We start from the raw sequence: 14,558 nt of genomic DNA, 5'->3' as shown, positions 1-14,558 counted from the left end.
AGAGTGATGAAGTGTCGCAGGCAGTTCGCTACCGTCCGCTTCTGGACAACCTCGCACAGGCATGCGCACCATGAGAGGACCCCCCACACCATGAGGAGGTCTGCGCCATGGGCCTCGCCCCCGCCGTCCCCCTTTCCACCGCCATCGCCGAACACCTGGCCGCGACCGAAGGCGAATACGGGCTGTACGCCGAGATCATCGCCGCGGACCCGCGCCTGATCTTCGCGGTCGAGTCACTGATCCGCGAACACGCCGAGCTGCGACGCGCAATGCGACGCGACCTGTCGGCCGACCTCAGCGACGCCCAGGCCGCCGACCTGGCCCGCCGCCTCGATCGACACTGCCAACGCAGCAACGACCTGGTCTACGAGGCCTACATCGTCGATCTGGGCGGTGAGGACTAGCGCCGGCGCCAGGTTCTGGAAGGCCGACTCTGAAGCTCTAGAGGGCCGGCTCCGCACCCTGGTGCGACTGACTTGGAGCTCTGAAGGACTAGCTCCGCGCCCTGGTGCGATTGGCCCCGAGCTCTTGAGGACAGGCTCCGCGCCCTGGTGGACTGACCCCGGGGCCGTGGAGGACTGGCTCAGGCGCTGGCAAAATAGCCTCCGGCGCTAATCGGCCGTCGGCCGCAACATCGGCGGGTTCAGCAGCGAGGCGTTGCCGCGCCGGAACAGCTGCGCGGGCCGCCCACCTTGCCGCGATGTGGTGCCGCCGGTGGGCACCAGGAAGCCGGGTGTCCCGGTCACCTTCCGGTGGAAGTTCCGCGGGTCCAGCGGCACCCCCCACACCGCCTCGTAGACGTTGCGCAGCTCCCCCACCGTGAACTCCGGCGGGCAGAACGCCGCAGCGAGTGACGAGTATTCGATCTTCGACCGCGCCCGCTCGACCCCGTCGGCCAGGATCCGCGCATGGTCGAAGGCCAACCCCTCCGAGCCTGGGAGCTCCGCGACCGGCATCCATGCCGCCGCCCGCGCATCTCCCCCGGCCGACGGGAACGGCCGCTCCGACCCGCCCTGGCCCAGGGAGGTCAGCGGCGCCAAGGCCAGATACGCGACCGACACCACTCGCATCCTCGGATCGCGCCCCGGATCGCCATAGCTGGCGAGCTGCTCCAGGTGCACACCGTGGTCCGGCAGCCCCGGCGCGTCCGGCGACGCGATCTGCAGCCCGAGCCCGGTCTCCTCGGCCAACTCCCGCACAGCGGCATCGCCGAGGCTCTCGTCCGGCTTCACGAACCCGCCGGGCAGCGCCCACCGGTCCGCGAACGGCGCTTCTCCGCGCCGCACCGCCAGCACGCTCAGCCCCTGCTCCGCGACGGTCAGCACCACCAGATCCACCGTCACCGCGAACGGCGGGTAGGCGGTCGGGTCGTACGGTTGGTCGAGGTGCTGTGGCATCCGTTCATCGTAGCGTGATGTCGTCAGGGTGACGAGAACTGGGGTGGGCCACCGGGGTAACACTCGCGGTCACCCCGGCGATCTCAGCCAGTGAACAAACCCATCCCGTTAATCGGAGGAACGCCCACCACCGGCGGCCTACGATCGTCCTATGGCAACTGAGGACCCTGAGTGGATCACCGTCTTCTGGTACGAGAACCTGCCGGGCGCACCGCGCCCCATGCACGCCATCGCCTATTGACTGCTCGACCACGGCATCGACTGGATGCCGTTCGGCCCCGACGACGTCCACATCCATCTGACCTGCGGCAAACGCCCTGACGGCCACTGGTACGGCACCCTCGGCTTCCACATCCGCGCCGATATCCTCCGCGCGCTCGGCCTGCATCCGGACCAACGCTGGTCCGCACCGATCGACCCGGTCCAGCCCGCCTGGTGGCGGGCCCAGGCGCTGCGCCTGATGCTGCAGGACACCGACCGGCATCGGAAGCGGCGTAGTCACTGATGAGCGCACCTGAGCCGCTGATGTGGGCCGTGACCGCCGCGACTGCCGCGTCAGTTCCATGGCGCCCGCACTTATTACGAACCCGAGAACCTCCTCACCATGTCCTGGTGCTCCCCAACCTGCGGTGATGTGATGGTGCCGTGAGTACTGCTGAACGGCCCGACCGGCCCGATGGGGAAGGAAGACCGGTCGGGCGCCGCGTCGTCTTCGGCGTAGTGGGCCTGGGCGCCTTGGGCGTCGTGGGCGGCGCCGCCGTCCAGCGTTTCCTGGCCGGCGTCGCCCAACATGATCCGACGGGCCTGACCAACCTCCTTCCGTTGGGCAACGAGTGGCGGTTCTACACGGTGACCGGCAGCGTGCCGACCCCAGACCCGGCCACCTACCGGCTCTCGATCTCCGGCCTGGTGGACCGGCCGCGCCAGTACTCCCTGACCGACCTGGCGGCGCTGCCCCAGACCGATCTGGTGCGCGACTTCCAGTGCGTGACCGGCTGGCGTGTGCCGAACGTGCCGTGGAGCGGCATCCGGCTGAGCGACCTGCTGGCCCTGGCCGGGGTCCAGAGCTCAGCGAAGGCACTGCGCTTCGTGTCCTTCGACGGGACCTATACCGAGTCGCTGACCCTGGACCAGGCACAGAACCCGGACATGCTGGTGGCGACGCGGATGCTGAACGGACCGGTGAGCCACGACCATGGTGGGCCGGTGCGGCTCTACGCGGCGCCGATGTACGGCTACAAGAGCATCAAGTGGCTGTCGGAGATCCAAGTGGTCGACGCGGTCCATCCCGGCTATTGGGAGAACTTCGGGTATGACGTCGACGCCTGGGTCGGAAAGTCCAACGGTAGGAACGGCGATGTCCCGACGAGCTGAGGGCGACGGCGAGAGCGACGGCTGGTACGACCAGGGTGGTGGTGAGCCTGGCGGCGGTAGGTCGGGTAGTGGTGGGGCTGGCTCTGGTGGGCCAGGCGGTGGCGGACGGGTGGAGCGGATCGAACGGTTCACGCGCGCCGAGCGGTACATCCACCGCGCGACGGCGGTCCTGATGCTGACGTTGATCGTGACCGGGGCGGTGCTCTACCTGCCGTCGTTGTCGGTGCGGATCGGCCACCGGCCGGCCATGGCCCTGATCCATCTTTACAGCGGATGGAGCCTGCCCATCCCGATGGCGGCCGGGCTGTTCTCGCGAGCGTATCGGGCAGACGTGCGCCGGTTGAGCCGGCACAACGAGACCGACCGGACCTGGTTGAAGAAGCGCGCCTGGCGTTCGGAGCGGGCCCACGAGCTGGCGTTGCCGGTGGGCAAGTTCAACGCGGGGCAGAAGCTGAACGCCTCGTTCCAGTGCGGGGCGATCCTGGTGATGGTGGGCACCGGAACGCTGATGTGGTTCCCGCACCTGGTCGGGGTGTCGATGCGGACCGGGGCGACGTTCGTGCACGACTGGCTGGCACTGGCGATCGGCTTCGTCGTGATCGGCCATCTGTGGTTCGCGCTCAACGATCAGCAGGCCCGGACCGGAATGCGAACCGGCTGGGTGACCCGGCGGTGGGCGGAGCAGGAGCACCGGGCCTGGGCGACCGAAACAGCGACGGACTCCGAAGGCTAGGCGATGGGCCGCGCGGCCCGCGGTGAGGCGGGCCCGCGCGAGGTGGGTAGTGCGCTGCATCAGGCGCGCGATTGGGAGAGGTAGTCGACCATCGCCGCACACTCCGCACGCGGGTGGGCGACGACCACGTTCATGGCGTCGGTCGGCGGACGCAGATGCGCCAGCATGCGCCGGTCCTTGCCCGCGAGGTACGTCGCCCGCAGGCAGGGCGACGACATCGGCTTCTTGGTGGCGCTGCCGATGCGGTTGGCGAGGGATACCGAGGCCGGGCGGGCGGGGGCCATGGCCGAGGTTGTCGCTGTTGCGGTCGGGGTCTTGGTCGCGAGGGGTCGAGAGCGGGTGACCGGGGTGGCCTGAGCGAGCTGGGGTGTCTGGGGTGTCTGGGCGGCCGGGGCGGCCAGAGCAGCCGGCGCGGCCGGGGCGGCAGGCGCGCCATGGCGGGGAAGGTCGGGGATCGGGGCGTCAGCCGGCGTCATGAGGCCTGCGGTCGTGCCAGTCGAGACGTCCGGCTCGGCGGAGAGGATGCCGGTGTCGGGGCTCGCGAAGTCGCCCAGGTTGCGGGGGTTGAGATGCGAGATGTGGTAGGACTCGATGCCCGGGCGGTAGGTGCCGGACGCGGCGGAGTCGGGTTCGGGACCTGAGAGGCCCTTCGGCGCCGGACGGTACTCCCACGGGGTGCAGCGGTGGTGGTGCGGGATCTCCAGGCACCGGGGCTCGACCTCCGATCCGGGCATGGTCAGCGACCAGCCGGAGGCGGACCAGGTCTGGAACGTCACGGTGTTCGGGCTCGACGCGAACAAGCCGTGCGTCAGGTGATGCCGGGCCTGCGGAGCCGGAGCCACGAGCGTGGTGACGGTGGCCGAGGCCGCACTGGGGACGGCGGCGGCCGAGGCCGTGCCCGGCAACGCCGGGACCGCCAGCGCGGCAGCCGCGAGAGCGAGCACCGAGCTACTGCGCCGCCCCAAGCTCAGTGGACGGGGAACCGGTGGCAACTTCGGCGGCCGCGGCGTGCTCACCTCGCCGCCGGGACCGATGAGGGCCTGCGCGGCAAAGCGACGGACATCGGCCAGACCGCGCCGCAAACGGCGTCGCGTAGCCCGGTTCAGCTGCGGAGTCGGAGCGGGGAGTTGCTCTATGCGGATGTTCATGGTCTCTCCAGTTCGGGGTCGGAGGGGTCAAAGGGGACGGATTCGGTCGAACGCTGGGAGGGGACGGGGGCCGGAGCGAACTCCGGATCGGTGTCGAAGTCGACGGCGGCCTCACCGAACAGATCCCGCCGGGTATTGGCGGCGGACTCACGCACACCCTCGCCATCAATGGCGTGATGCAACCCGGCCCGGATCAGCGAGGCGAACTTGTACTCGGGATCAATGGCCAGCGCCCGGTCCACCGCGCACTGCGCAACCGAGGGCCGACCAATCGCCCACGCCGCCCACGCGGCGAGCGCATAGGGAGCGAGGCGAAGCTCAGGATGAGGCGCCCGCCGCGCCAACTCAGTACTCAGCCGCAACAACCGCCGAGCGGAATCCTCAGTCGCAGCAGCGCAGGCGAGATAGTCCCGCACCCGCCAGTTGAGCAGCGCAATCAGCAGCTGCGCAGCCTCAGCGTCGGAGATCTGCGGGGCGTCGGCAGCGGGCGCGGCCGCTTCCTCGGACTGCGCGCCGATCGCCGGGACGCGGTTGGCGCGGCGGGCGGAGCGGGCGGCGGGAATGGGGGCGGCGGGTGGGGCGGGAGCGGTGCTGCCGCGAGTTGGGGTGGGCGCGGGGAGGCCGGTGTCGCCAGCCGAGGCGGTGGGCGGCGGGAAGCCGGGGTCACCAGCTGGGGTCGGGGCGGGGATGGCGGTGTTGCTGGCCGGAGTGGCGGCGGCAGTGTCTCCGGCCGATGTGGGAGCGAGGACGGAGGCTGTGGCGGATGGGCCGCGCCGGATGGCGGAGCGGGGGGATTCGGCGGCGGCTGTGCGGGAGCGCGTTCGGGAGCGGGGGCTGGCGGCGGTGGCGGGCGGCGCGGCCGGGGTGGCCGCGGTGGCGGGCGGCGCGGCCGGGGTGGTGGCGGGCGGCGCTTCGGCGTCAGCGGTGCGTGGAGGGGCGGGGGTGCGGCGCCGCGCGGCGCCGGTAGCAGGGGTCGACTCGGTGGTACCTGCGGTGGTGGTGCGGCGCGGCGCAGTGGGGGCAAGGGCCGACGTGGAAGCGGAAGTGCGCGGTGCGGCGGCCGAAGTGGGCGACACGGAAGCGATGGCGGCAGAGCTCGACCCGGCGGGGGAAGCGGGCGACACAGTGGCGGCAGAGGCAGAGGTCGACGCGGTGGTGGCGCAGCGCGGTGCGGCGGCGGCCGACGCGGCGCGGCGGGGCACAGTGGAGGTAGAGGTGGAGGCCGACGCGGCGGTGCGGCGCGGCGCGGTGGCGGCAGACGCGGCGGGGGAAGCGGAAGTGCGTGGTGCGGCGGCCGAAGTGGGCGACGCGGTAGCGATGGCGGTAGAGGTCGACGCGGCGGTGCAAGTGGGCGGCGCAGTGACGGCAGAGGCAGAGGTCGACGCGGTGGTGGCGCGGCGCGGTGTGGCGGCGGCAGAGGCGGAAGCCGACGCGGCGCGGCGGGGCACAGTGGAGGCAGAGGCGGAGGCCGACGCGGCGCTGGTACGGCGCGGTGCGGTGGCGGTGGACGCGACGCTGGCGCGGCGCGGCGCGGCGGTAGAGGCAGACGCGGCGGGGGTGCGGCGCGGTGCGGCGGTAGAGGTCGACGCGGCGGGGGAAGCGGAGGTGCGCGGCGTGGTGGTGGCGGTGGGTTTGGCCACTTCCTCGGGCTGGGAGCTGGCCGCCGGGGCGCGGTTGGCACGGCGGCTGGGGCTGGTGGCCGAAGTGGACGTGGCGGTGGCGCGCGATGCCTCAGTGGTCGCTGCTCGGGATCGTGAGCGGGGGCCGACGGCGGGCGGAGCTGCTTCGGTGGGCTGCGTTCCGATCGCGGGGACGCGGTTGACGCGACGGCTGGATCGGGCAGCGGGGATTGGGGCGGGAGTAGCGTCGCCAGTTGTCGATGGACTCCGGTGGCTGGCGGAGGTTGAAGACTCGGCGGCGGTCGTCCGGGATCGCTTGCGAGGGCTCGCGGCGGCGCTCGGCTCGTCAGGGGATGGCTCAGTGTCGGTGACGGTGGCGGTGGTGGTGCGGCGGCGGGTCGAACGCGGCGATTCGGCTGCCACCGGCCGGGTGCGGAGCTGAGGGCCGGTCGCGGCACTCGGCGAGTCCGAGTACGGCGCAGCATCGGCGTACGGCACACCATCGGCGATAGTGCAGGTGGTGGTGCGGCGGCGGGTCGAACGCGAGGATTCGGCTGGCACCGGCCGGGTGCGGAGCTGAGGGCCGGTCGCGGCACTCGGCGAGTCCGAGTATGGCGCAGCATCGGCGTACGGCGCAGCATCGGCGATGGTGCAGGTGGTGGTGCGGTGACGGGCTGAGGTCGGGGACTCGGCGGCGGCCGTCCGGGGCCGGGGCCGGGGGTCGACCGCAGCACTCGGAGAATCCGGGGTGGTGGCGGGTGGTGCGGCGGTGATGGGGGCGGTGGTTGTCGGGCGGCAGGCGGAGCGGGGGGATTCGGCGGCGGCTGTGCGGGTGCGGGGGTGGGAGTTGTTGATGGTGGCAGTGGCCGTGGGGGTGTGGGAGGTGGCCCGGGCGGCCGGGGTGGGAGTGGGTGGGGTGTGGGTGGGCGGAGTGTTAGTGGGCGGAGTGGGGGTGGGTGGGGTGTCGGTGGGTCGGGTGTCGGTGGGCTCAGTGCGGGTGGGTTTGGGGCGGGGGTCGGCGCAGCGGAGGAGGAGGGTGTCCATGAGGTGGCGGGCGTCGGCGAGGCCGGCTTCGGTGTCGTACCAGGTGGGGTCGACGGATTCGGCGGCTTGGGCGGTGCGGGCCAGGATGTCCGCGGGGTAGGGGGCGAGGGTGGCGTCGAGGGCTTCGCGGCTGGTGTAGACGGTGTGGCCGCGGGTGGAGAGGGCGGCGGTCAGGCCGGGGGGTGCCTCGGCGGGGACGACGGTGCCGGCGGTGGGGCAGCAGCGGGTGTTGCGGCACATGTAGGACCACCAGCGGCCGTTGGCCGTGTAGAGGGCGTCCACGACGGTGACGCGTTCCTCGGCGGGGGCGGCCTCGATCTGGGCGCGGAAGGCGGCCATGAGTTTGCGGCAGTGGTCGGGGCGGGCCTTGGTGCCGGTGGCGCCGCGGGGGCCGAAGGCGACCAGGATCGCGATCTCGGCCTCGTGGTCGCGCAGGCGGGCGGCGAGTTCGAGGGCGGCGGCGCGTTCGCGGCCGCGGACCTGGTCCAGGTCGATGCGCACGCCGTGGCGGATGTAGCGGCCGCCGCCGGTGGCGCGGCTGATGCCGAGGATGACCAGGCTGTTGTCGGGGTGGAAGCCGAACAGCAGCGGGATGGAGGCGACGACCGAGCCGGGGGAGGCGAGGCGGACGGTGCCGATGGAGGGGTAGCCGGGGGCGAAGGCGGGAGACGGAGACGGGGACGACAGGTCGTGCGAGAAAGTGGGCGATCCGTCGAGCGCGGGATCGGGGGAAGATCCCGGCGAGGAATCGAGTCGCGGGGCGGTTGGCGGGTGGGAGGTTGGGTCGGGGGCGGCGGAGGCAGCGGAGGTGTTGGAGCGGGAGCCGGCTGTGGGATGGGGGTCGGGGGCGATGTGGCCGGGAGGAGTGGAGCCGTCGGTGGCGAAGTTGCCGGCGGCGGAGGCCGGGCCGGAACTGGTAGCAGGGCTGGAAGTGATGGTTGGGGAAGTTGAGGAGCCGGCAATCGGGTCAGCGGGCTGAGCCGGTCCGGGCGGCAAGGCAGGGTCGGACAGTGTGGGGTCGAGCAGTGTGGGATCGGGCAAGGCAGGGTCGAGCAGTGTGAGGTCGGGCAGTGAGGGGTCGAGCAGTGAGGGGTCGGGCGAGACCGGGTCGGGCGAGAGCGGATCGGGCGAGACCGGGTCGGGCGAGAGCGGATCGGGCAAGGCAAGGTCGGCGTGGGCTGCCGTTTCCAGGGCCGGACCGGCACCGGAGCCGTTCCGGCCGGCGGGTCGGCCGGTGGCCGGGGCGGTGGGGCCGCTCGGGCTGGGGGCCGGGGTGCCGGGCGGAGGGGGGCTGGTGGTCTCCGGGCCGGCGGTGGGGGCGCCGGGCTCGGGGGCCGTGGTGAGGTCGTGGTCCATGACGGATACTGTGCCGAGTGGTGGGCACTGTGCGCGACTGAGACATGACTGTCTGTGGATAAAGGGGGGGTGTGGATAACTTGTATCCCTCTAATGGTCTAATTCGCAGGCTTGGGGGGTGGGTGGGCGCTGAGGAAAAGGTGGGGGTGATCTCAGCGCTTTCTCAACCGGGCGGGGCAGAATGCGGCCATGCACATCCTCGTGGTGGACGACGACCAGGCGGTCCGGGACTCGCTGCGGCGCTCGCTGGCCTTCAACGGGTACGAGGTCGAGCTCGCGTCCGACGGGTTGCAGGCGTTGGAGGCGATCGCGAAGCGGCGGCCGGACGCCGTCGTGCTCGACGTCATGATGCCCCGGCTGGACGGCCTGGAGACCTGCCGGCGGCTGCGGTCCGCCGGTGAGGACCTGCCGGTGCTGCTGCTCACCGCGCGGGACGCCGTGCCGGACCGGGTCGCCGGGCTGGACGCCGGCGCCGACGACTACCTGCCCAAGCCGTTCGCGCTGGAGGAGCTGCTGGCCCGGTTGCGGGCGCTGCTGCGGCGGACCCAGGGCGCGCTGGCCGACCAGTCGGACGCCCCGCTGGGCTTCGCCGACCTCACGCTGGACCCGGCCACCCGGGAGGTGACGCGGGCCGGCAAGCCGGTGCGGCTCACCCGGACCGAGTTCAACCTGCTGGAGCTCCTGATGCGGCACCCCCGGCAGGTGCTGACCCGGGCGCAGATCCTGGAGGAGGTCTGGGGCTACGACTTCCCGACCACCGCCAACTCGCTTGAGGTGTACGTCGGCTACCTGCGCCGCAAGACCGAGATCGACGACCTGCCGCGCCTGATCCACACGGTTCGGGGCGTGGGGTACTCCCTGCGCGAGACCGCCCCGTGAACCCGTTCGTCGACGCCGAGCAGCAGGGTCAGGAGGAACGTCCGGGTCCGTACGAGCGCCTGCGGGCCAAGATCACGGATCTGATGTCGCACGTCCCGTTGCGGACCCGGATCACCGGGCTGGTGATGGTCGCGGTGGGCGTGAGCGTCGCGCTGGCGTCGATCGCGGGCCTGATCACGGTGCGGAACCAGATCCTGAGCCAGACCGACTCGACGCTGTTCAACCACGCGAGCCAGACCGCGCAGATGGTCCGCAGCCAGGAGGACAGCGCCTGGCAGTACCGGCAGACGCTCAAGGGCCTCGACCTGCCGACGTACAGCGACACCGAGGTGGTCGTCTTCGACGACGAGCGCCAGACCTACACGCTCCGCAGCTCCCTGCCCGCGATCGCGCCGAACGACGCGGACGTCGAGGTGGCCAGCAACGGCACCGGCACCAGCTTCCGGAACATCACGCTCAGTGACGGAACCCGGGTCCGCTCGGTGACCGTCCCGGTCGAGCAGAGCCCCAACACGCCGACCACCCGCCAGGCCGTCCTGCTCGCGCAGTCCACCCACGACACCCAGCAGACGCTGGGCCGGCTGACCCTGGTCTCCATCCTCGTCGGGATCGCCGGCATCGCGGTGGCCGGCAGCGCCGGGATCACCGTCGGCCGCACCGGACTGCGGCCCGTGGACCGCCTCACCGAGGCCACCGAGTACGTCGCCCGGACCGGCGACCTGCGGCCGATCGAGGTGCAGGGCACCGACGAGCTGGCGCGCCTGGCCACCAGCTTCAACGCGATGCTGACCGCGCTGGCCCGCTCCCAAGACCACCAGCGGCGTCTGATCGCCGACGCCGGCCACGAGCTGCGCACCCCGCTGACCTCGATGCGCACCAACATCGACCTGCTCGCGCAGGTCTTCGGCACCGGGTCGGACAACACCGCGCCGGCCGCGAACCGGGTGCGGATCAGCGACGCCGACCGGGCCGAGCTGATCGGGGACGTGCGGGCCCAGATGGAGGAGCTGTCGCTGCTGGTCGGCGACCTCGTCGAGCTCTCCCGGGACGCCAAGCCGCAGGCCGCGCCGGAGCCGGTGAACCTGGGCGACGTGGTGCGGCAGGCCGTGGACCGGGTCCGCCGGCGCGCGCCGCACCTGAGCTTCGACATCCAGGTCGAGCCGTGGTTCTTGGAGGGGGATCCGACCGCGCTGGAGCGGGCCGTGACGAACCTGCTGGACAACGCCGCCAAGTGGAGCCCGGAGCACGGGACGGTCACGGTGCGCCTGTCGGACGGCCTGCTGCAGGTCGCCGACCAGGGCCCGGGCATCGCGGACGACGACCTGCCGCACGTCTTCGAACGCTTCTACCGCTCCCCCGAGGCCCGCACCATGCCGGGCTCCGGGCTGGGGCTGGCCATCGTGCGCCAGGCCGCCGAGAACCACGGCGGCCGGGTCGCGGCGGCGCGGGCGCCGAGCGGCGGGGCGCTGCTGGGGCTGTGGCTGCCGGGGCGGTCGACCGAGGCTCCCCCGAGCGAATCCGCCTCCGCAACGCCCACGGCGTGACGGGCCGGGCCGGGCTGCGTCAGCAACACCGGCCCAGCACCGGCACCGGCACCGGCACAGCCGGTCGGGCCACACCAGCGGCATGACCGGCCGGGCTACGCCAACCGTGTGACCGGTCCGGCCGCGTCGGCAGTGTGACCGATTTCGCATAGCCCGGCCGACGGATCGGACCGCGTGGGCGAACCGGCACAGCCAGGCCGACGCCGCCGGACCGCCCTGACCGACCTCATCGAGCCACGCGACCGAACCCTGTGACCGAACCTGAAGATCGACACACCCGCCGACCGCCGCCGCGCGGCCGCGTCCGCCACTCCGACGTGCCATACATGCTGCTGAGGCCGAGAACGGCATAAGGTCGGGAGCCGGGAATCCGCCCACGGAAACGTGGAGACTCCTGGGTGTCTTTTCGGTCACCTCTTGACCAGGTCTCAGCAGCTCTTAAGGTGAACAGGCGAAGCTCCTCAACATGAACGAACCCTCGAGCAACGCAGGCGGCGTCGGCGGCCTGGGCGACAACGGCGCCGGGCAGCCCGCGCACCAGGACGTGCGCGACAGCTTCGGCGCGAATCCCGCCGCGGCCGGCGGCTCCGGGGCTCAGGACCCCAACGCCACCACGGCGTCCTCCGCGAGCGGCGACCAGCCCTCCGTCCCCCCGCAGCAGGACGCCGTCCCGTACGACGCGGCCCCGGCGGGCACCGACTATCCGACGCTGGTCCAGCCCGCCGGCGACCAGCCGACGCTGGTGCAGCCGGCGGTGCCTGCGCAGCAGGTGGACTCGGCCGCGGGGCACGGCGCTCCGCAGTCCGCACCGGACGGGCAGGCGGCGCACATCGCGCAAACCGCGCACACAACGCACTCCGCGCCCGCCGCCCCGGCCGCCTCCGCCTCGGTCCCCGAGCAGACCCAGGTCGGCCAGCCCGCGCCCGCCGCACAGCCCACCGACCACTCGGCTCCCCATTCGGCCCAGTCGGCCCAGTCGGCCTCCCAGCCGGCCGCCGCCTTCGGCCCCGCCGCCCAGCAGCACGCCGCCCAGCAGGCCGGGCTCGGCGACGGCAGCCACCTCGGCCCCGGCCCGACTCCCCCGCCGAACTGGGCCCCGCCCTCCGACGGCCAGACCTTCCCGCCCTACACGCCGCCCGGCGCCCCGAACGGCCGCTCCGGCTCCGGTGCCGGCAAGCTGCTGGTGGCGGTCGCCCTGGTCGCCGGCCTCATCGGCGGCGGCATCGGCACCGCGGTCACCTACGCGGCGAAGGACAAGAGCCCCTCGGCCACCGCCGACAACACTGGCGCCCGCGCGCCGCTGAACACCAACAACACGGCGCTGAACACGCCGGGCTCGGTGACCCAGGTGGCCTCGGCGGTGATGCCGAGCGTGGTCGACATCCAGGTCAGCACCTCCGACGGCAGCGGCGACGAGGGCACCGGCATCATCTACAGCTCCGACGGCCTGATCGTCACCAACAACCACGTCGTGGCCTCGGCCAGCAGCAGCAGTTCCAGCAACGGCAACAACAACCAGCAGCCGCAGAACGGCGACCCGTTCGGCGGCAACGGCGGGACCAGCGGCGGGAGCAACGGCGGCAACAGCCGCAGCAGCGGCCCGGCGACCATCACTGTCACATTCAACGACGGCAAGACCGCCACCGCGCACATCGTCGGCACCGAGCCGCTGGCCGACCTGGCCGTGATCAAGGCCGACGGCGTCTCCGGGCTGACCAAGGCCTCCTTCGCCGACTCCAAGAACCTGGCGGTCGGCCAGCAGGTGGTGGCCATCGGCTCGCCGCTCGGCCTGACCAGCACCGTCACCTCCGGCATCGTCAGCGCGCTGAACCGGCCGGTGGAGACCCAGGGCGAGACCGGCCAGACCGTGGTGCTGGACGCGGTGCAGACCGACGCCGCGATCAACCCCGGCAACTCCGGCGGCCCGCTGACCGACATGCAGGGCAACGTCATCGGCATCAACTCGGCGATCGCCTCCAACAGCCAGTCCGGCGGTCTGGGCGGCAGCTCGCAGCAGGCCGGCTCGATCGGCCTGGGCTTCGCGATCCCGATCAGCGAGGCGCTGCCGATCGTCGACCAGCTGGCCAAGGGCCAGCCGGCGCAGATCGCCTCCCTGGGCGTGCAGCAGACCGGCGGCGGCGACACCACCACCCGCACTGCCAAGGGCTACAAGGTGGAGCAGGTCGCCTCCGGCGGCCCGGCGGAGAAGGCGGGCCTGAAGCCCGGCGACGTGGTCACCAAGATCGGCGACCGGCTGGTGTACTCCTACGCCGACGTGGCCGCCGCGGTGCGCTCGCACCGGCCGAACGACACCATCCAGATCACCTACACCCGCGACGGCAACTCCACGACCGCCACCGTGACTCTGGGCGTCCTCAAGACCCCGACCGCCCCGGCCCAATAGGGACGGTAATCATCAGGCGTACCCTTGAGGGGTGTCTGAAGAACGTGGATTCTCGGTCCTCCGCGCCGGCTTCGGTGCGGAGGCCGTTCCGTATCCGGCGGCTCTGGACCTCCAGCGCGAGGTTCACGCCCGCCGCGTGGCCGGCGAGGTCGCCGACACCCTGATCCTGCTGGAGCACCCCCCGGTGTTCACGGCGGGCCGCCGCACCACCCCGGAGGAGCGGCCCGACGACGGCACTCCGGTCCTGGACGTGGACCGCGGCGGTCGGATCACCTTCCACGGCCCCGGCCAGCTGGTCGGCTATCCGATCCTGCGGCTGCCGGAGGCGATGGACGTGGTCGGCCACGTCCGCCGCCTGGAGGAGGCCCTGATCCGGGCCTGCGCCGAGCTGGGCCTGGAGACCACCCGGATCCACGGCCGCAGCGGCGTGTGGATCCTCGGCGACGAGATCGAGCGCCAGGACCTCGGCGGGCTGAACCTGCGGCTCAAGACCGTCGGCGCCCCGGTGGAGGACGACGAGGAGTTCGACCCGCGGCTGGCCGGCCCGGAGTACGCGCCGTCCAACGCCGGGCAGCGGCGCGCCGACCGCAAGCTGGCGCAGATCGGCGTGCGGGTGGCCAAGGGCGTGACCATGCACGGCTTCTCCCTGAACTGCGACGTCGACCTGGCCTGGTTCGACAAGATCATCCCGTGCGGGATCCGGAACGCCGGAGTCACCTCGCTGTCCGCCGAGCTCGGCCGGGACGTCAGCGTCGACGAGGTCGCCCCGCTGGTCGCGAAGCACCTCGGTGCGGTGCTCACCGAGCAATCCCAGGCGTCCGGCCTGGTCGGCGCGGTGAAGGAATAGTCCGCGACCCGCTTAAGCTGGTAATCACAGGAAACAGCTGTACCCCTCTCACAAGGAGACTCGAAGTGACGGCCGTCACCCCAGAACCAGAAGGCCGCAAGCTGCTCCGGCTTGAGGTCCGCAACAGCGCCGTCCCGATCGAGAAGAAACCGAGCTGGATCAAGACCCGGGCGAAGATGGGACCGGAATACACCGGCCTGAAGAACCTGGTGA

Annotated in this window: 11 protein-coding genes and 1 pseudogene; 9 read left to right on the top strand and 3 right to left on the bottom strand. The window is 72.2% G+C overall.

Annotated features, from left to right (window positions below; all coding sequences use genetic code 11):
• Nucleotides 1-107: 107 nt before the first annotated feature.
• On the top strand, nucleotides 108-404 hold the full coding sequence (locus ABD481_RS05430) for a hypothetical protein (protein ID WP_344664406.1): 297 nt from the start codon (nucleotides 108-110) through the stop codon (nucleotides 402-404).
• A gap of 207 nt (nucleotides 405-611) precedes the next feature.
• On the opposite strand, the gene ABD481_RS05425 is transcribed toward ABD481_RS05430, so the two are convergent.
• Complete coding sequence (locus ABD481_RS05425; RefSeq protein WP_344664405.1) at nucleotides 612-1,397, bottom strand: NUDIX hydrolase; 786 nt, start codon at nucleotides 1,395-1,397, stop codon at nucleotides 612-614.
• Nucleotides 1,398-1,662: 265 nt separating this feature from the next.
• Here ABD481_RS05425 and ABD481_RS05420 point away from each other — a divergent pair, with 265 nt between their 5' ends.
• The 3 genes from ABD481_RS05420 to ABD481_RS05410 all read left to right on the top strand — a co-directional run bounded on the left by ABD481_RS05420 (nucleotide 1,663) and on the right by ABD481_RS05410 (nucleotide 3,504).
• Nucleotides 1,663-1,902 carry a hypothetical protein gene (locus tag ABD481_RS05420; protein ID WP_344664404.1) on the top strand — a complete coding sequence of 80 codons (240 nt, stop codon included), beginning with the start codon at nucleotides 1,663-1,665 and terminating at the stop codon, nucleotides 1,900-1,902.
• Nucleotides 1,903-2,042: 140 nt separating this feature from the next.
• Nucleotides 2,043-2,771 carry a molybdopterin-dependent oxidoreductase gene (locus tag ABD481_RS05415; protein WP_344664403.1) on the top strand — a complete coding sequence of 243 codons (729 nt, stop codon included), beginning with the start codon at nucleotides 2,043-2,045 and terminating at the stop codon, nucleotides 2,769-2,771.
• Nucleotides 2,755-3,504, top strand: coding sequence for a cytochrome b/b6 domain-containing protein (locus ABD481_RS05410; RefSeq protein WP_344664402.1), 750 nt, complete (start codon nucleotides 2,755-2,757; stop codon nucleotides 3,502-3,504). The genes ABD481_RS05415 and ABD481_RS05410 overlap by 17 nt, the downstream gene beginning before the upstream one ends.
• 59 nt (nucleotides 3,505-3,563) lie before the next feature.
• Here the strand turns inward: ABD481_RS05410 and ABD481_RS05405 are convergent, their stop codons facing one another.
• A complete protein-coding gene (locus tag ABD481_RS05405) occupies nucleotides 3,564-4,448 on the bottom strand; it encodes a hypothetical protein (RefSeq protein WP_344664401.1) in 885 nt (294 codons plus the stop codon).
• Between the two features lie 200 nt (nucleotides 4,449-4,648).
• Nucleotides 4,649-8,671, bottom strand: a complete 4,023-nt coding sequence (locus ABD481_RS05400) for a DUF4192 family protein (RefSeq protein WP_344664400.1) — start codon at nucleotides 8,669-8,671, stop codon at nucleotides 4,649-4,651.
• Nucleotides 8,672-8,860: 189 nt separating this feature from the next.
• On the opposite strand from ABD481_RS05400, the gene ABD481_RS05395 reads away from it, so the two are divergent.
• The 5 genes and pseudogenes from ABD481_RS05395 to ABD481_RS05375 all read left to right on the top strand — a co-directional run.
• Nucleotides 8,861-9,550: a response regulator transcription factor gene (locus ABD481_RS05395; RefSeq protein WP_344664399.1), complete on the top strand. Its 690-nt coding sequence runs from the start codon at nucleotides 8,861-8,863 to the stop codon at nucleotides 9,548-9,550.
• Nucleotides 9,547-11,094, top strand: a complete 1,548-nt coding sequence (locus tag ABD481_RS05390) for a HAMP domain-containing sensor histidine kinase (RefSeq protein WP_344664398.1) — start codon at nucleotides 9,547-9,549, stop codon at nucleotides 11,092-11,094. The genes ABD481_RS05395 and ABD481_RS05390 overlap by 4 nt, the downstream gene beginning before the upstream one ends.
• Before the next feature lie 466 nt (nucleotides 11,095-11,560).
• Complete coding sequence (locus ABD481_RS05385) at nucleotides 11,561-13,498, top strand: trypsin-like peptidase domain-containing protein (protein ID WP_344664397.1); 1,938 nt, start codon at nucleotides 11,561-11,563, stop codon at nucleotides 13,496-13,498.
• A 31-nt stretch (nucleotides 13,499-13,529) separates the two neighbouring features.
• Nucleotides 13,530-14,345, top strand: a complete 816-nt coding sequence (gene lipB, locus ABD481_RS05380; protein ID WP_344664396.1) for a lipoyl(octanoyl) transferase LipB — start codon at nucleotides 13,530-13,532, stop codon at nucleotides 14,343-14,345.
• 65 nt (nucleotides 14,346-14,410) lie between these two features.
• Nucleotides 14,411-14,558: pseudogene (locus ABD481_RS05375) on the top strand (lipoyl synthase); the annotation flags it as partial.

Source organism: Catenulispora yoronensis (assembly GCF_039531695.1).
GTDB lineage: Bacteria > Actinomycetota > Actinomycetes > Streptomycetales > Catenulisporaceae > Catenulispora > Catenulispora yoronensis.
The sequence above is the reverse complement of the archived record's forward strand: the minus strand, read 5'-3'. Positions and strand labels throughout refer to the sequence as shown.

Bases quoted from the DNA above. Each gene is read 5' to 3' on its own strand.
- ABD481_RS05425 (WP_344664405.1), bottom strand. From the start codon at position 1,397: ATGCCACAGCACCTCGACCAACCGTACGACCCGACCGCCTACCCGCCG.
- ABD481_RS05430 (WP_344664406.1), top strand. From the start codon at position 108: ATGGGCCTCGCCCCCGCCGTCCCCCTTTCCACCGCCATCGCCGAACAC.
- ABD481_RS05385 (WP_344664397.1), top strand. From the start codon at position 11,561: ATGAACGAACCCTCGAGCAACGCAGGCGGCGTCGGCGGCCTGGGCGAC.
- ABD481_RS05400 (WP_344664400.1), bottom strand. From the start codon at position 8,671: ATGGACCACGACCTCACCACGGCCCCCGAGCCCGGCGCCCCCACCGCC.
- ABD481_RS05410 (WP_344664402.1), top strand. From the start codon at position 2,755: ATGTCCCGACGAGCTGAGGGCGACGGCGAGAGCGACGGCTGGTACGAC.
- ABD481_RS05420 (WP_344664404.1), top strand. From the start codon at position 1,663: ATGCCGTTCGGCCCCGACGACGTCCACATCCATCTGACCTGCGGCAAA.
- ABD481_RS05395 (WP_344664399.1), top strand. From the start codon at position 8,861: ATGCACATCCTCGTGGTGGACGACGACCAGGCGGTCCGGGACTCGCTG.